Genomic DNA, 18,304 nt, shown 5'->3' with positions numbered 1-18,304 from the left:
AGCCACCATGAAGTACACAAAATATATTCTTTTATTCAGCTGCCTGTTGCTCGGCGCATGCAGCAAATTCCTGGATCAAACGCCGCAGGGCGTTATTTCAGGCGACGACCTGAACTCGCCGGCCAACCTGGAAAAAATGGTGACCGCCGCCTATGCTTCACTGGGCAACGATCACTATACCGCTCCTTATTCCAGCATGTGGCCCTATGGTAATATCCGCAGTGGCGATGCATATAAAGGCGGTGATGGCGCCGGCGATATCAGCGATTATCACTTCTATGAAACCTTTTCCCTGAACAGGGTGGATAACGGTTCTTCCGACCTGGTATGGTTTCGCCTGTATGTATGCATTGGCCGCGCAAACGATGCACTGGCACGGTTAAATAAAGTGAATGAAAGCGAATTTCCGGAAAAAACAGTGCGGCAGGCAGAGATGAAGTTTCTGAGAGGACATTATTATTTCCTGCTGAAAACATTATTCAAGTATGTGCCCTACATCGATGAAAATGCGCCAAAGGAAACCTATGATACCATTTCCAACCGTACTTATTCCAACGTGGAGCTATGGACGAAGATCGCAGATGATTTTACTTTTGCCGCTTCCCATCTCCCCGATATACAACCGCAAATAGGAAGGGCCAATAAATTCGCCGCAAAAGCTTACCTGGCCAAAACATTATTGTATGAAGCCTATAAGCAGGATGAGAATAACCATGTAACCGGTATTGATGCGGCTTTGCTGCAACAGGTAAATACCCTGTGCAATGAAGTAATTGCCTCCGGCAAATACCAGCTGGCCGTTGATTATGCGAACAACTTTTTGTCGAAAGGTGAAAACGGCCCGGAATCCCTTTTCGCTATCCAGTATTCAAAGGATGACGGCACGCCTAAAGGCCGCCTCGATTACGGACATGCACTGGATTACCCGATGAACCAGGCCTATGGTTGTTGCGGTTTTCATTCGCCCAGCAGTAACCTGGTGAATGCTTTTCAAACAAGCGCCAGCGGGCTGCCGATGTTTGAAACTTTCAATAATGTGAACATCGTTACGGAAGCGGATTTTCATACGCACACCTTTGATCCGCGCTTAGATCATACCGTGGCTATCCCGGGGCATCCTTACAAATATGATCCTGCTTTTCTGTACCAGCGTGCCTGGGCCCGTGCGCCGGAGGTATATGGCAGCTACCTGAGCCTCAAAGAAGCGGTATTGCCCGGCGATGCTACTTTTCAGAAGGTACCGCCTTTTATGTCGAGCTCCAAAAACTGGGAGATTATCCGTTATGCTGATGTGCTGTTATTTAAAGCAGAAGCATTGATAGAACTTGGACGCGCTGCCGAAGCGCTGCCACTCATCAACCAGGTGCGGCAAAGAGCGGCTGCCAGTACCGGCTTATTAAAACAGGCAAATGGTACCTTTACTTCCAGTTACAAGATGAATACTTATCAGCCGGGCGTTAACTGCACCTGGTCCACCGACTTTGCGCGGCAGGCATTACGCTGGGAACGGCGGCTGGAATTTGCCATGGAAGGTTCCCGTTTCTTCGACCTGGTACGCTGGGGTATTGCAGCAGATTATCTCAATGCTTATTTTGCCGTGGAAAAAACACGCCGGTCACACCTGAATGATGCTTCCTTCAAAAGAGGCAGGGATGAATACCTGCCCATACCGTTAAACCAGATTAACTACAGCAAAGGGTTATACAAACAAAACACCGGCTGGTAAAAATTAAATATCATTGTTATGAAGAAAAAACTCTTTTCCATATTACTGGCAGGATTATTACCCGGATGGCTGCACGCACAGGATAATGCCACACCTACTCCGCAATGGAGACCGGTATATCACTTTACAGCGCCTAAAAACTGGCTGAACGATCCCAATGGACTGATCTACATAGACGGCGTGTATCATTTGTACTACCAGCATAATCCCTTTGAAAACAAGTGGGGGCATATGAGTTGGGGGCATGCTACCAGCAGGGATTTGCTTAACTGGAAACACCTGCCTGTTGCCATTCCGGAAATAGAAAAGAAAGATACCACCACCTGGGCTTTCTCCGGCTCCGCAGTGCTGGACGAACATAACAGCAGCGGCTTTGGTAAAAGCGGGAAGGCTCCTATTGTAGCTATTTACACGGCAGATCAGCCGAAGCAGCAAAAGGAATCACAGTTTATTGCCTATAGTAATGATGGTGGTTTAACCTACACCAACTACAGCGGCAATCCCGTTATAGACATACAGAAAAAAGATTTCCGCGATCCCAGCGTGATCTGGCTGGAAGATCAGCATAAATGGCTCATGACGGTGGCGGTACCTGCCGAGCATAAAGTACAGTTCTACGCATCTGAAAACCTGAAGAACTGGGAGCTGCTGAGTGAGTTCGGCAACCAGGGCGATACCCGTAAAATATGGGAGTGCCCGTCTTTAACGCCGCTGTATGTAGACGGTGACCGGGCGAAAAAGAAATGGTTGCTGATGGTGTCGTCCGGCAACCCTGATGCCGCTACCGGCATGCAGTATTTTACCGGCGATTTCGACGGCAAAACATTCACCAATGACAACAAGCCGGAAAGCCAGTTGTTTGTAGATTACGGCAAAACTTTTTATGCCGCCATTCCTTACAATCATCTGCCGGACAACCGGCAGATGATGATCGGCTGGCTTATGCCATTTGAAACGCCCACTTCACCGTGGCGCGGGCAAATGTCGATTCCACGCGATCTGCAATTGAAAACTACGGCAGCGGGTATACGTTTATTTCAGCAGCCATCTGCTGAGATCAGTACCTATCTCCGGAAATTACCTGCGGCTAAAAAACTGCAGCTAAAAGCACAAACCCTTAACAGCAAGGAACTGCAATTAAGCGGCAAAGGTTTTAATACCAATACTAATTGGGTGGATGCCGAATTTACCATTGGTACCGCGGCTGATTTTGGTTTTAAGATAGCACAGGATGTAGTGGTAGGCTATAATGTACAACGGAATGAGCTCTACATCCGCGATGGAAAAGACGTGCAACAAATGAGCATTCCATCTGCCAACAATAAAATCAGGTTGCAGGTGCTGCTGGATAAATCGTCTGTAGAGGTATTTGTAAACGACGGGGAGAAAGTGCTTACCACTTTAATATTCCCGGATAAAGCGGCTACGGGGCTGGCTGTGTTTGCAGAAAACGGCGATGTGCAGTTGAATGGATTGAAAGCGTGGGACCTGGGTAAGTAAGGGGGAATTATTTATAGACAGGCGCCGGCTCTTTTTTGAGACCGGCGCTTTTTGTGTTAACTTGTATTGATAAAGTTGGTCCCATGGCCTTTAGTAAGCAAAAAAATGTGGTTAACACCGGAATAGCCCTTGTGTGGATGATAAATGGCGTGTACTGTAAAGTGCTGAACTACGTTCCCCGGCACCAGTTAATTGTAGCAAGAATACTTGGCGAAACCCATGCGCCTGTACTGACCCGTATCATCGGTGTCCTGGAAGCCGGAATGGCGATATGGATACTTTCCCGGATAAAATCCCGCTGGTGTGTTATTTTACAAATGCTGCTGGTAGCCGCTATGAACATCATAGAGTTTATAGCAGCACCCGACCTGTTATTGTTTGGGAGAATGAATATTATCATCGCTGCCGCTTTTATATTTATCATTTACCGGAATGAATATAGCACCCATGTTAGCCTTTCTTAAAAATCATCCCTTTGCCGTGGAAGCGTTCTTTGAAAGCTCCCTGGTGCTTACCTATGCGTTGCCGGTATCGGTGTTGGAACCCTTAATACCTCCGCAACTCGAGCTGGATATATTCCAGGATCAGTGGGTCTTCATAGCCATTGCCATTGTGAAAACGAGGAACCTGCGGCCTAAAGGCTTTCCTGCATTTATGGGAAATGATTTTGTGTTAACCGGCTACCGGGTGTTTGTGCGTTATACCAATAGTGAAGGAAAGCGGTTACGCGGGTTATATATTTTAAAATCAGAAACAGACAGTAAGAAGATGGAATTTTTCGGTAACCTGTTTACCCATTACAGTTATACCACTACCGATATCAGTATTACGGGAGAAGATGGTATTGTTACCGTTAGATCGGCGGCATCGGGGTTGAATATCACTGTGAATACGGGTGATGAAGCGGCATTACCAGCAGGATCTCCTTTTGCTGACTGGAAAGAGGCGCGGCGGTTTGCAGGTCCGTTGCCTTTTACATTTACCTGTAACGAACATTCCGGCGAAGTGCTGATTATTGAAGGTGTGCGGGAAAACTGGACGCCTGTACCGGTATCGGTGTTGCATAGCGAAGCCGGTTTTTTGAGCACGCCTGCCTTACAGGGCGCCCGGCTGGCGAACGCATTTATCATCCGGCAAATTCCTTATTACTGGAAAAAAGGAAAAGTGGACCTATGGAAAAGATAAACAGAACGCCGTTTCAGGGCATCGTAAATATTATCCGGTTCAACTGGCACTTTTATGTGTTGTTTTTGCTACTACTGGTAGCAGGGTTGCTATTCACGCAATACCCGTTAACCAGGCTGATGTTGTGGGGAGCTGCCATCGCTACCTTATCGTCGTTAGTTGTTTCCTGGTATATTTACGACCGTTCAGATTTATATACCTTACGGTGGCTGGACGATATAAAGTTTCGGCCACACGGGCGTATAGTAAACATCCACGCAGGGTTTGATGAAACCAGCCAGCTGCTTGCGCATAAATACCCGGGAGCTGATTTACAGGTATTTGATTTTTATAATCCGGAGATGCATACCGAGGTATCTATTGAACGTGCCCGGAAAAGATATGCGCCTTATGCTGGTACGAAAACCATCAGCACGGCCGCTGTTCCGCTGGAAGCTGCATCAGTGGATGTGGTGTTTCTTTTGCTGGCCGCGCATGAAATCAGGGATCCGGGGGAAAGGATTATTTTTTTCAAAGAGTTGCATCGCTGCCTGGCTGCTGATGGAAGAATAGTGGTACTGGAGCATTTACGGGATGCGCCTAACTTCATCGCATATACGATCGGGTTCCTGCATTTCTTTTCGCGTGCTGCCTGGAAGCGGGCATTCAACAACGCAGGCCTGATCGTTGTAAAAGAAAAGAAGATCACCCCTTTTTTGTCGGCCTTTATATTGCAAAAGAATGGAATTGCATCTTAAAATTACCGGTTATATACTGGTGCTATTATCGCTGACACACATTTTCTTTCCGCGGTATTTTAACTGGAAGAAAGAGTTCACGGCGATCAGTCTTTTGAGCAGGCAGATGATGTATGTGCATACTTTTTTTATTGCGCTGATGGTGTTGCTGATGGGACTAGGGTGTATTTATGCAACCCACGACATCCTGCATACGCGCCTGGGGCATCTGCTGGCGTTTGGGTTATTTGTATTCTGGTTATGCCGGCTGCTTTTCCAGTTCTTTGTTTACTCGCCGTTGTTATGGAGAGGTAAACGGTTTGAAACCACGGTGCATATCCTGTTTTCACTGGCGTGGGGATATTTCAGCGTTGTTTTCCTGCTTGTATTCCGTACAGGGGTATAAACCCGTGCCAGTATTCGTTTCCCATCCGAGCCTGCAATGTTATATTCCGGAATACGATACAAAGCTATGGACGTGTGAAACCAGAGAAAAACAAATCCGCCGCTTTTGCCGCTTTTTGCCGGATTATGCCGCCGCACTGTAAACTTTTTCCAGGATTTAAAACTTATATTGTAAACTTTAAACAGGATTATTTCTTCACCTGTATAGCTATTTCAGGACGAGACATAGTGTATTGGGAGTGTATTGGAAGTGTATCATGAGTGTATCGTGAGTGTATTATGAGTATATGGGAAGTGTATGGGGACTATATGGGGAATATATGGGGAATATATGGGGAATACGACACATACACGACTCCTAAGTATCCGAGAAGTATCCAAGAAGTATCCGAGAAGTATCCGAGAAGTATGGGAGAAGTATAGCTGCATTATCATCTCCTGAAAGTGAACATACCCAGTTCATAAACGGACAGTTTAAATAAATACCATATCTATAAAAAAACAAGTAACAATAAATTACTATTTGGCATTTCTTTGGGCATCCCTGTCAATGAGTCTGGAAACCTAATAAAACAGCCATGTTAAAGAACTATTTCAAGATTGCTTTCAGAAACATCGTCCGGCATAAGGCCTTCGCTACAATTAATATTGCAGGGTTGGCCATTGGCATGGCTTGCAGTATTTTCATTTTGCTTTGGGTACAGCATGAGTTGAGTTACGACAAATTCCATCAAAACGCGGGTACTATCTACCGCCTTACTGCGGGTGGTGCAACAAATTCCGGGCCCATGGTTCCCGAACTTAAAGCAAGGATTCCTGCTATAAAAAACTTTGTACGTTTTAGTCAGCCCACTACTACTGTTTTTGAAACGGGTACAAAAAAGTTTGAAGAAAAAGCCGTCTTCTATGCCGATTCTTCCCTGTTGCAGGTATTTTCATTTCCCTTAATAAGCGGGAATGCCGAAACTGCATTAATACGGCCTGATGCTGTTTTAATTACGGAAAATATGGCGAAGAAATATTTTGGCAATGAAGATCCAATTGGGAAAATTTTAAAAAGGGATAATAAAGATAATGTAGAAGTTACAGGTGTGCTCAAAAATATTCCGGCAAACTCACATCTGCAATTTGATTTTATCATGCCGCTGTCTGCCATTGCACAGACGGATTGGCGTTTGCGCCGAAACATCTGGGCTAGTTATGATTTCTATGACTATGTACAACTCGATGAAAATTTCAAGGCTACGCCGGTCGCCCTGGCCGGCCTTAACAGGCAGGTAAATAAAATTTTTGGAGAGCACGTAAAGGAAAGTCAACCTGATATGAAACTGCAGGCTTTAACGGATATTCATCTGCGTTCTGATTACCAGTCTAATTTGCCCGGCCAGGGCAATATCCAATATGTAAACATATTTTTTATCGTCGCGTTGTTTATTTTGGCGGTAGCTTGTATCAACTTTATGAACCTGGCCACCGCAAGATCTGCGCGCCGGGCAAAAGAAGTGGGCTTGCGAAAGGCGGTAGGTGCGGGTCGCAGACAATTGATTGGTCAGTTCATCGGCGAGTCATTATTCATTTCTTTTATGGCCATGTTAATGGCTGTTGGCATTGTATGCCTGTTGCTGCCTGCTTTTAATAACCTGGCAGGAAAGGAACTTTCTATACAATTATTGGATGGAAAATTAATTGCATTGCTGCTCGGCATCGCATTGTTTACCGGGCTTGTTTCCGGCAGCTATCCTGCTTTGTTTCTATCCGGATTTAAGCCAGTGGAGGTGCTAAAGGGAAGCATGAGAATGACAGGAGGGAATCTATATTTCCGTAATGGGTTAGTGGTTATGCAATTTGTTGTTTCGATCGCATTACTCGCCGGTACAGCTGTAGTATATAAACAGTTAAATTTTATCAAAAACAGGGATATTGGGTTTAATAAATCGAACCTGCTTTATATGTCGATAACCGGCGAAATGGGAGACAAGCAACTGGTATTAAATACGGAGCTCAAAGCAAATCCACTTACGGCAAATTTTACTGCTATCACCGACCCGATATCTAACCTGACGAGCAGCACCACAGGGGTAGAATGGGAGGGAATGGCCTTGCAGGATAAGAACATCTGGTTTTCAAAAACATGGGTAACGGACAATTTCTTCGATGTGCTTCAAATGAAAATGGTAAGCGGAAGGGCTTTGTCTGCTACCGAATTTGCTGACTCAGGCAATTATGTGATTAATGAAAAAGCAGCAAAAATTATGGGGATGACCCCGGCAGCCGCCATTGGTAAATCGCTTACGTTTTCGGGCGATAAAGGAACTATTGTAGGCGTAGTAAAAGATTTTAATTATAAACCCGCACAAACAGCCATTGAGCCAATGATCCTTGCGTTCAATAAATGGAATGGAGGAATTGTGTTAGTGCGTACCCAACCCGGCAAAACAGCAGCCACCATTCAGGCATTGGAGAAAATAAGCAAACAGCTTAATCCTGCTTTCCCCTTCTCTTACGGTTTTGTTGACCAGGACATTAATAATTTATACAAAGGGGAGCAACAAATGGGTAGCCTGTTTAATGTATTTGCCATGATTGCCATTTTTATTTCCTGTATGGGTTTGTATGGCTTATCGGCATTTATGGCGGAGCAACGCACCAAGGAAATAGGTGTAAGAAAAGTGTTAGGAGCATCCGTATTCAACGTGGTATATCTGTTATCAACAGGATTTACAAAGCTTATCCTGATTGCCATTGTAATTGCAATACCCATTGCCTGGTTTGCCACCAATAAGTGGCTCGGCGGTTTCGCTTATCGTGTAAATGTTGGTTGGGCTATTTTCCTGATGGCTTCATTAGCGGCATTAACGATAGCATGGATAACGGTGAGTTATGAGTCTGTAAAAGCAGCTGTTGTGAATCCTGTAAAGAGTTTGAGAAGTGAGTAGATAGATGACAAGAAGAATGGATTTAATACTAAGTCCTGCCCTGAATTGACTTAATATATTAAATGTCGTAAATAACATGCGTAAAAGTTGACACTATCTCCAAACTATATTTTAATTAAAATATAGTTTGGAGATAGTGTCACGCAATTAAATATTATTTATTTAATGCTTGTTGATATTGATAATCAATCAACTTTAGAATCTTCCCATTTTGATCTTTTATTAACTTCAATCTTCCGAATCCGTCATACTCATAATAGATGTTTCTTCCGGCTTCATCTTTTGTACCTGATAATCCCAACAAAGGAGTATAAGAATAGGTACTAATGAGACTGTTACTTAAAGTGGTACTGTTGCGTAGCTTGTCAAGTTCTGCCTGTAATACAATATCACTAACCGGATTTTGCGTTATAGAGGGATTGATTAGAGATTTTACGACTGGGTAGCTACTGTTCAAAACTTTAGCTACAGGATAAAGGTCATTATAACCCCAAAGATATACTTCATGTATGTTATTACTGTTAGATTGTTCCAGAATATTTCCAAATTTATCATAATCAATTATTTCAAAACGATCTTCAGAAGAGGCGCTACCTAGCTTTAGCTTGAATTTCTTCAATGCAACTAAGTATTTGGCGCTACCCCAAATACTATATTCGTAATGTGCTTTTTGGACCAATATATTATTTTCGTATTCCTCTTTTTCGACTAATTTCTCTATCATGTTTTTGCTTACCAATGAATCTACTGCGACGGATTCCTGAGCAGACATACCTATTATGCCCGCTTTATCCTGGGGATATTTGAAAATGCTTTTTAATGCGACTCCCTTGCTGTTTAACGTTTCGATAGTGGTGGGCAGCAGGTGTATTAAGTTCTGATAGCCATAGAGGATGGTCGAGGATAAACTATCATTGTTATCCGTAAAAGTTTTACTGACAGAGGTCAGTAATTTCTTGACACCGGAAACGACGGGATATTCAAAATAGCCAAAATCATCGTTGAATCTGTATCCACCGGGCAATCCTTCATTAATGCAATTCCTTCCGGCTGTGTATATTATTTTCTGTCTTACTTTAAGACCATATGTAGTATCAAAAAAATATGTTTGGTAAGTGTTTTTTGTTTCTGATATTAATTGATATCCATCATCTTTTTTCTTATAGGTACTTTCAGATATTAGATTACCGCTCTTCCAGCCAGCGCTGACAAGTAACTGAGGGTCCGGGTAATGAGCATCGATTTTTTCGTCTAATTCATAATCATACCTATAAATCGTTTTCCCATTGTCGCTTCCTTCGCCTATTTCGTATTTAGTAACAACAGGGTAAAATATACTGCTACCTCCAATGTCGGAGTATGAAAAGATTGGTTTGCTAAGTATTTCCAACCTGGAATATGGTTGGGAATTTATCTTCGGATCAGATCCTGAAGCTGTCCAGCAAAAATTATAATTTTGTTCATAAGTACGGCTTTGAAATAAAGAGGTAATAAAACTAACGTTGCCATTGCCCGATTCATTTTCTCCATATTTATAATCTTCTTGTTTTGCTAATTTATTTTCGGCAGTATATGATTTAATACTTTTTACTCTCAGACCGGGCCCTTTTTGCACTACTGTTACTTGGTGAGTCCCTCTGCCAGCCCAGGTAAGTGTCACTAAAACTTCGTCATCAGTATCATCGTTGGGGTCTGATGGATCAGGATAAATATTCGCTGTTATTTTGTATTTCTGACCGGCTGTTAAGGCGACTCTAATTGTCCGGGAAACCTGCTCCCCAGCCACAGTGGTATATCTTATAGACGCGCCGGTTGTTAAATTCTCAAATAGGACATAAGGTTGCGTGGCATTTGTCCATAAGGGAATAATCAATCTTAATTCTGCGGGCAATGGATCGTTTATGCCAATTGTAGCGGAGGATATAAATTCAACTGTTCTGTAAGTGACATTAGGAGGATCGTCCTTCTTTGCTGCTATAAAATAGCTTCCACCGGGATCGCTCTCTGTTTTAGGTGCCAGAATGCGGTTGGCTTCAAACTCGAAATCTGTATATCCGCCTGTCGGGTAATAAATCTTTTTTAATATACCCGCCCGCATATTATTTTCATCCGGCTCGCGATTGGCGGCCGGATTTATTACAGAGGTTGTGGTATAACCTATAATATCTGAATAACTATACTGTCTTCCCATCTCATCGAGAGAGATTAGTTGTTGATTTTCAGGATGACCATTACTATATCCCCACCAGTCAATGCCACAATTCATTCTAGGGGGTAGTTTGTATTGTTCTTCGTACTCCATTTTATGACGCAATATCGAATCCTGATTGTTACCCACTTCGTTTATTCCAGTTAGTTTTAATCGGTATTTATCCCGGATGGAGGCAAAGAAATTGTAGCCTTCATCTGAATAAAAATAATCGTGCGTCAACGCCATTTTCTTTACTGGTTTCGTATTGTTTTCCACAATAATGGAATCTAGTACTAGTCCCCCGAAATCCAGGCGTTCATTTTTTCCAGCAACGAACCTGACCTTTCCGCCCGGGAAGGTAATCTTATCGAGATAGTAATCTTCAAACTCTTGATAATTAATATTTCTTACAGGAATAAACGAAGAGCTAAAGCTTACATATTGGCAGCCAGAGGTCCCATCTGGACAAGACCTGGGTACCAGTTTAGGCATTCTTCCCAATGAAAGACTGTAATCAATTGTCTGCCTTCGTCCCTGACTATATCCTACATAATCAAATGAAATGGTGTCTACTTTGTTATCAAGAATAATTTTGGTTAACAGCCAGCTTGTAACAGGCCAATATTTAATTCCACCGAATTCAGGATATGAACTGCTAATGGCTTTTTTCTCAAACCAGTAGGTAGTGCCATTATGATCAACTATAGAGAAAATGCCGCCACTGTAGTTAATCTTCAGATTATTGTGCGGTATGGACCTTATTTCCTTATTGGGGCCAAATACAAATTTTCCAGACAGACCGGCAACGTTATAATAAAAGATATCGGGTTCACTATCCCTCTTCCCATCAGTGATATCAATCAGATTGTTGTAGTCATCGCCTGTAATGGCATTTTCCCTTTTAATCGGATAGTAAAATGAACCATTGGAGTCATCATCCGGAACTCCCATTACAGTTCTGGTGATGGCGCCGCCAGCGTTTAAACTCCAGCCTATTCCTACCCAGCTTGCGTAGTCATCTACTTTTATACCAGCGGCGTGGTAATCAAATGAGATGGGCAGTGTGAAATTCCGGACTGCGATATTGTAGACGGGAATACCGATTGAGGGAAGACCGGTGAATAGGCTGACTGGATATATGCCGTACTTTGTGATGGAAGCAGCTTCGGGTGATGGAGTAATCAACTTAGGTAAAGTTACAGCTTCAGATTGTGCTTTCAGTAAAAATGGGAAAAGTAAACAACTAAATAAATTCGTGAGAATCTTCTTCATAGATATATAAGTATGATATTATTATTTCATGATAAATTTGCTGTGCTAACATTCAGGTTTGTGAAAAGAACATGAATGCTTTAGAAGGCTTTTAATTATTTAGCCCAAAGAACAGGGGGGAAATGTTGGTTAACGCGTATTTATATTTCATAATTAGTATAGGTTAACGGTTAGGATTATAATTCGTGTGAAAATAGTTATTTCCTTTCAAAGAATCCAAGTTCATATAAATTTAATATTCAGTGTAGCGTTGGTAACTTGCTAATACGCTTGCAAATTTGTATACTGGCTGCTTTGAATCGTGAAATATTTTATTTTTCAACTGCTGTTTGAGAATATGATGAATTGTATGTACTTTTATTTTGAATTTTTATCGCCGAATTAAACAATTTTTTAGCCCTTTAGTAAACTTTCTGTACCCATGAAGATGTTCAATGTATTGTTAACGCAACCCTTCGTAATCCACTGGCCCTAATCGAACTAAATGGTTTTTTATCCCGTTCAGGAATATGAGACTGACATTTCGATAATGGAACCAGGGCAATCGTGGTTTAGTAATAGTGTATTGTAGATCAACTTAGACGAAGTAACTCTAAACACTAAAGGTGCCTGTAATATCGCTGTATCGAATCAAGAGAGACAAGTTTGAATTTTGTTTGTAATTGCAATAAATATATATATCTATGAAATTATTTTTTCTGAACATTGTTATGTTGTTCCTGTGTGTGTTAACCGCAACCTCCCAAAATTTATTTCCATCAACAGGCAATGTGGGGATTGGTACTTCTTCACCATCAGCGTTGTTGCATGTAAATGCAGGAAATATTAAGCTTACTAATCCTACTGGTTATCCAAATGGAATCAACGTGGATGTTAACTTCACCGGCACCTGGGCAAGAGAATTTGGAATATCGTACAACGGTACCGGAAAACTCGCCTCTTTTGGTGTTCTGGGGCTTAATGGCACCGTTACCTATACTTACATAGGGGGAAATACATCTGCAGCTGCCGCCAATGAATCTCCCTGGATGGTCTTTAAGCCCAATGGCTATGTTGGGATTGGGACAATAGCCCCAGGCGCGCGATTAAGCGTGGAAACTCCCGATAGTACTACAGATAATTTTGTCAGGTTGGAAAATAAGGGTGTGACGAATTCATTATTGTATATCGGAAGCGCGAGTACTGTATTTCCTGTGATTGAATATCGTAAGAAGAACGTGATTGAAAGTTACAGCGATTTGCATATTTCAGCAGCAAATGCCAGCAGTAACCTCTATTTTGAAACAGGACGATTGAGTGCTGCCGCTACCATCAGGATGACTATCAATAGCGCCGGTAATGTTGGAATTGGTACTACGACTCCCGGTAGTTATAAGCTTGCAGTGGAAGGTACTATTGGCGCAAAAAGGATGAAGGTAACCCAGGGAAGCTGGGCAGATTTTGTGTTTCATCCGGACTATGAGCTACCTGCATTACAGGAAGTAGAGCGTTTTATCCAGACCAACAGGCATTTACCGGAGATACCTTCGGCCAGAGAGATAGAAAGCGAGGGGTTAGATTTGGGAGAGATGAATAAGAAACTGTTGCAGAAGATCGAAGAGCTGACCTTGTATATGATTGAAATGAAGAAAGAGAGTATTATGCAGCGCGCCGAATTGGAGACGTTAAAGAAGGAAATGAAGAAGAAAAATTAGTTGTTATCCCTATTGAACTGAGTAATATTATGCATAAATTTTATCTCATTATAGTGTTGTTGGGTTTTGCTGTAACACTGCATGCACAGCAGAATAAGCCGGATGTCACAGCCCGGCCAGCTGGTGCCCCGGCTACGGTACCGGGAGCCTATACCAATACCACTATTAATTATGTACGTATCTGGGAGCCAGCTGCGCCGCTTACTGATACATCATATGTAGTGTCGCCCAGTCGACCTGTAACAGAGGTACGGCAGACCACACAATATTTTGATGGACTTGGGCGTCCGTTACAAACTGTGTCAAAGAGTATGAGCGTTTCTGGCAAAGACCTGGTGAGCCCTGTTGTATATGACGCTTTTGGCCGGGAGCAGTTTAAATATTTGCCCTACGTGCAGCAGAGCGGGAATACCAGCGATGGTAAATTCAAAACAGACCCTTTTAATGCGCAGAAAGCTTTTTACCAGAACGCTACCCTGGCGCCCGGTGTGATAGGAGAAAGTGTGTATTATAATCGTGTTGACTATGAAGCTTCGCCGCTGAATCGTGTAATGAAAACATACGCTCCGGGTAACAGTTGGGCCAAGAATGATGCGGCTACCGTGGAGAGAGGTGGTAACCACCCGCTTGCTAATCAGTACCTGATAAATGCGCTGTCAGATTCTGTACGTATCTGGGATTTTGCTGTGGGTGGCATTATTCCTACCAGTGGTGCTGGCCGTATATACGCTGCAGGGCAACTATTCAAGACCATCACTACCGATGAGGCCGGCAGCCAGGTTGTGGAATACAAGGACAAGGAGGGGCGGGTTGTATTAAAAAAAATACAGTTAGCTGCCACACCTGGTACCGGGCATGTGGGCTGGTTATGTACTTATTATGTTTATGATGAATTGGGTAATCTGCGTTTTGTGATTCCTCCGAAAGCGGTGGAAGCTATCATCAGTAACTGGACTATTAGTACTGGCATTGCGGCAGAGCTTTGTTTTATTTATCGTTATGATGGTCGCAGCCGTATGATAGTCAAGAAAGTACCCGGCGCTGATTCCACTGAGATGGTGTATGATGTGAGGGACAGGCTGGCCTTTTCCCGGGATGGCAACATGAAAGGGATAAATTGGCTTGTCACGTTCTACGATGTGCTGAACCGGCCTACCATGACGGCACTGTATAACAACGCCAGCACCAGGGAAGGGCTTCAGGCCACTATGAATACCGCCATCAGTAATACACAATCTATCCCTTATACTTTTCCTGGTACTGCTGATTTGGTGTTGGCTGCTCATGATGGTAGTTTACTGTACCAGGCTACCAATAGCATTACCTTGGAAGATGGTTTCGATTCCGGAACCGGAACAGAAATAACAGCTGAGATCAATGCGGCTGCTACCAATGGTAATACCAGTGTTACAGTTTCCAACCCGCTACCAAATATCCCGGTAAGCGCGCTAACCCCATTGACCTATGCTTTTTATGAAGATTATAGCTTCACGGGTAAGCAAAGCTATGTCAGCGGGGATATCACCAAACCACAAGCGGGTAATAATCCATATGCAGAAGCTTTGCCGCCGGTGGCCAGCTCGATGATAAAAGGACTGGTTACAGGAACCAAAGTAAAGGTACTGGGCACTAATCAATGGCTTACCACGACCAATCACTATAACGATAAAGGGCGTTTAATCCAGTCAATATCGGATAACATAAGTGGTGGACTAGATGTCATCACTAATTTGTATGACTTTAATGGTATGCTGCTGAGCAGTTATCTACGTCACCGCAATAAGCGCAGTGGAACAGCGTCACAGACTTCTGTACTGACCATGATAGCATATGATGCGGGCGGGCGCCTGCTCAATATAAAGAAACGGCTAAATGATGATGTCGCATCGGAAAGGACCATTGTTGCCAATGAATATGATGAGTTAGGACAGCTAAAGAAAAAGCGTTTGGGTGTTACAGGAATCAGCACCCAATTGGAAACGCTGAATTATGAATACAATATTCGTGGCTGGCTTAAGAGCATCAATAAAGATTTCATTTCAACCGCAGGAAGCACTGCTAATTGGTTTGGGCAGGACCTGAGTTATGATTATGGGTTCACCAATTCCCAGTTCAATGGTAATATTGCTGGTGCTAAATGGAAAAGCCGTGGGGATGGAACAGCCAGGGCTTATGGATATGGCTATGACAAAGTGAACCGCTTAACAAAAGCCGATTTTACCCAGCAAAACACTGGCAGCACCGGTTGGACAAGCGACCAGAAGAATTTTTCTGTAGGCGGACTTGCGTATGATGCTAATGGTAATATCCAGTTCATGAATCAGATGGGCATGAATGGGGTGACGATACTCACCCTGGATAGCCTGAAGTATGGTTACAATACCGGCAGTAATAAATTATCATTTGTTACCGACCGCAAGAATAACACCCAGACCCAGTTGGGTGATTTTAAAGAAATTACCAATAATGAAACTGCAGATTATACTTACGATGCGAACGGTAACCTGACAAAAGACAATAATAAAAATATTACTGTCATCAGTTATAATCACCTGAACCTGCCTGAGAGTATTACTATTACCGGAAAGGGATTGATTAAATACCAGTATGATGCTATGGGGAGCAAGCTCAAAAAAATCGTTACCGATAATACAGTTACTCCGGCCAAAGTTACTACCACAGACTATATAGATGGTTTTGTGTATCAGAATGACACCTTGCAGTTTTTGGGTCATGAGGAAGGACGGGTACGTGCTGTTTTTGCGGCTGGACAACCACTGGCGTTCAAGTATGATTATTTTGTAAAGGATCACCTGGGAAATACCCGCATGGTGTTAACGGAGCAAACGGACTTTTCTATGTATGCTGCCACAATGGAAGCGCCGGCTGCTGCCACTGAAACAGCGTTGTTCAGCAATGTTGACAATACACGCGCCGATAAGCCTGCCGGCTATCCGGTAGATGAAAGCGCCGGAAAGAATGCGTCTGTCGCAAAACTCACCGCTACCGGTGTTGGCAAGAAAATAGGCCCCTCCATTGTGTTACGTGTCATGGCAGGGGATACTATTCAGCTCAGCGCCAAAGCGTTTTATAAATCCGGTGGCCCTAAGGAGAAGGAGGATGGAACAACCAATGCGGAAAACATATTGGCAGACCTGGTTCAGGCCTTTAATGGAGGATCGGGAGAGGCAGGTGCACATGGTATAAGTGCCACAGCCCGGCAGACACCAATTAACAGCAATTTTTATAATAATGATTACCAGCGGCTGAAAGAAAAAGACGCCGACCAACCAAATACTGACAGGCCAAAAGCCTATCTTAATTTTGTGCTATTCGATGATCAGTTTAAATTAGTGGACGCGAATAGTGGGGTAAAGCAGATGAAGGCAGAGCCGGATGAGTTGCAGACGCTCAGCCAGGATAAGATGGTGATCGATAAATCCGGCTTTCTGTACGTATATACCAGCAATGAGGGTAGCCAGGAAGTGTTCTTTGATAATGTGATTTTAGCGGTTAATTCAGGACCACTGCTGGAGGAGACACATTATTATCCGTTTGGGTTGACAATGGCGGGGATTAGTTCGAATGCGTTGAAGGGGAGTAATTATGCGGAAAATAGGAAGAAATATAACGGAAATGAGTTGCAATCAGGGGAGTTCAGTGATGGATCAGGGTTGGATTTGTATGATTTTAATGCTCGTACCTACAATGCTCAAATAGGAAGATTCTTACAAATAGATCCTGAAATTGAGAATAATCAGGAAGATTTAACACCATATCATTTTGCATTTAATAATCCGGTTAGATATGGTGACCCAGATGGAAGAAACCCTATTGTACTTGTTCCAATAGTAATTGAGGCAATTGAAGTTGCACTTTTTAGTTATCGAACCTATGCTACGGTAAATACAGCTATTAATTTGTTATCAGAGGGAGTGGGAAAAGATGGAGCTAAGCCTAAGGGGAAAGAAGTGACCCCTGCGGCTAAAGATGAGACAGCAGTTCCATTGCCAGCCCCAGAAAAAGTCATTGATGAAAAATCAAAGCCTCAGGTATCTCCGGAAGTTGCTGATAAACTGGAGAAAATGGAATCCATAACAATACCTGAAAAACATGGTGGAGGTAAGAATGGGCAACATGCTAATCAAAAAGCTAGAGAATCAGCAAAAGATAGATATGAGGCGGCAAAAAAAGAATACGAGGCATTAAAAAGCAAGCCCAACAAGACAAAGGATGACAAGGCCTCATTGGATAAATTAAAGAGAACTGTAGATCATGAAAAGAAGAAAATGGACAATACAGGAGAAAATCATAGTAGAAAAGCTAAGGGAAGTAATTAATAAATTAGGGTATGGATATATATACATTTATTATGGAATTTAGAGGCGGGACATATATTAGTCAGGTTAATGGATCTAATATAAATGCTGCTATGATTTTGTGGGGTAAAAGTTTGGATTTGTCTCAGGTGAAGTTTTTAGGTGAGAAAGGGAAATCGGAATTACAAATTGAGCTTAATAATGAACGTCCAGCTAAAGTTGAAGGAGTTGAGAATGTTTGGTTCTTTTGTTTAAGGATAAAGCCTGGTCTTATTATGGTAAATGTGATAAAAACAGCAGAAACATAAAGACTTATGTTATTGTCGTAACTGGATCCGCTAAACAGCGAAGCCGCAGGCA

11 protein-coding genes are annotated in these 18,304 nt (G+C 42.9%); 10 read left to right on the top strand and 1 reads right to left on the bottom strand.

Going from position 1 to position 18,304, the window contains the following annotated elements:
• Nucleotides 1-7: 7 nt before the first annotated feature.
• The 7 genes from ACLHR0_RS02710 to ACLHR0_RS02680 all read left to right on the top strand — a co-directional run bounded on the left by ACLHR0_RS02710 (nucleotide 8) and on the right by ACLHR0_RS02680 (nucleotide 8,468).
• Nucleotides 8-1,726, top strand: coding sequence for a RagB/SusD family nutrient uptake outer membrane protein (locus tag ACLHR0_RS02710; RefSeq protein ID WP_436484521.1), 1,719 nt, complete (start codon nucleotides 8-10; stop codon nucleotides 1,724-1,726).
• Nucleotides 1,727-1,744: 18 nt separating this feature from the next.
• Nucleotides 1,745-3,226: a glycoside hydrolase family 32 protein gene (locus ACLHR0_RS02705; protein ID WP_436484519.1), complete on the top strand. Its 1,482-nt coding sequence runs from the start codon at nucleotides 1,745-1,747 to the stop codon at nucleotides 3,224-3,226.
• An 83-nt stretch (nucleotides 3,227-3,309) separates the two neighbouring features.
• Nucleotides 3,310-3,690: a DoxX-like family protein gene (locus tag ACLHR0_RS02700; RefSeq protein WP_436484517.1), complete on the top strand. Its 381-nt coding sequence runs from the start codon at nucleotides 3,310-3,312 to the stop codon at nucleotides 3,688-3,690.
• Nucleotides 3,674-4,411: a DUF2071 domain-containing protein gene (locus ACLHR0_RS02695; RefSeq protein ID WP_436484515.1), complete on the top strand. Its 738-nt coding sequence runs from the start codon at nucleotides 3,674-3,676 to the stop codon at nucleotides 4,409-4,411. Before ACLHR0_RS02700 ends, ACLHR0_RS02695 begins: the two co-directional genes overlap by 17 nt.
• On the top strand, nucleotides 4,399-5,148 hold the full coding sequence (locus tag ACLHR0_RS02690) for a class I SAM-dependent methyltransferase (protein WP_436484513.1): 750 nt from the start codon (nucleotides 4,399-4,401) through the stop codon (nucleotides 5,146-5,148). The genes ACLHR0_RS02695 and ACLHR0_RS02690 overlap by 13 nt, the downstream gene beginning before the upstream one ends.
• Nucleotides 5,132-5,533 (top strand): hypothetical protein, encoded by a 402-nt coding sequence (locus ACLHR0_RS02685; protein ID WP_370909598.1) that lies wholly within the window; start codon nucleotides 5,132-5,134, stop codon nucleotides 5,531-5,533. Before ACLHR0_RS02690 ends, ACLHR0_RS02685 begins: the two co-directional genes overlap by 17 nt.
• A gap of 577 nt (nucleotides 5,534-6,110) precedes the next feature.
• Nucleotides 6,111-8,468 (top strand): ABC transporter permease, encoded by a 2,358-nt coding sequence (locus tag ACLHR0_RS02680; RefSeq protein WP_436484511.1) that lies wholly within the window; start codon nucleotides 6,111-6,113, stop codon nucleotides 8,466-8,468.
• Between the two features lie 154 nt (nucleotides 8,469-8,622).
• Here ACLHR0_RS02680 and ACLHR0_RS02675 read toward each other — a convergent pair whose 3' ends face one another.
• Nucleotides 8,623-11,931, bottom strand: a complete 3,309-nt coding sequence (locus tag ACLHR0_RS02675) for a hypothetical protein (RefSeq protein WP_436484509.1) — start codon at nucleotides 11,929-11,931, stop codon at nucleotides 8,623-8,625.
• A gap of 683 nt (nucleotides 11,932-12,614) precedes the next feature.
• Between ACLHR0_RS02675 and ACLHR0_RS02670 the strand changes: the two genes are divergently transcribed.
• From ACLHR0_RS02670 to ACLHR0_RS02660, 3 genes are read left to right on the top strand one after another with little or no spacing between them, the layout of a single operon-like run.
• The gene (locus tag ACLHR0_RS02670) at nucleotides 12,615-13,625 is read left to right on the top strand and encodes a hypothetical protein (RefSeq protein ID WP_436484507.1); all 1,011 of its coding nucleotides are present in this window, start codon (nucleotides 12,615-12,617) and stop codon (nucleotides 13,623-13,625) included.
• A gap of 29 nt (nucleotides 13,626-13,654) precedes the next feature.
• Nucleotides 13,655-17,965 (top strand): DUF6443 domain-containing protein, encoded by a 4,311-nt coding sequence (locus ACLHR0_RS02665; RefSeq protein WP_436484505.1) that lies wholly within the window; start codon nucleotides 13,655-13,657, stop codon nucleotides 17,963-17,965.
• Between the two features lie 11 nt (nucleotides 17,966-17,976).
• Nucleotides 17,977-18,252, top strand: coding sequence for a hypothetical protein (locus ACLHR0_RS02660; RefSeq protein ID WP_142688651.1), 276 nt, complete (start codon nucleotides 17,977-17,979; stop codon nucleotides 18,250-18,252).
• The last annotated feature ends 52 nt before the right edge of the window (nucleotides 18,253-18,304 follow it).

It is taken from the genome of Chitinophaga sp. ARDCPP14 (assembly GCF_051362515.1).
Lineage (GTDB): Bacteria > Bacteroidota > Bacteroidia > Chitinophagales > Chitinophagaceae > Chitinophaga.
Note: the sequence above shows the minus strand (reverse complement) of the source record. Positions and strands in the feature narration are given on the sequence as shown.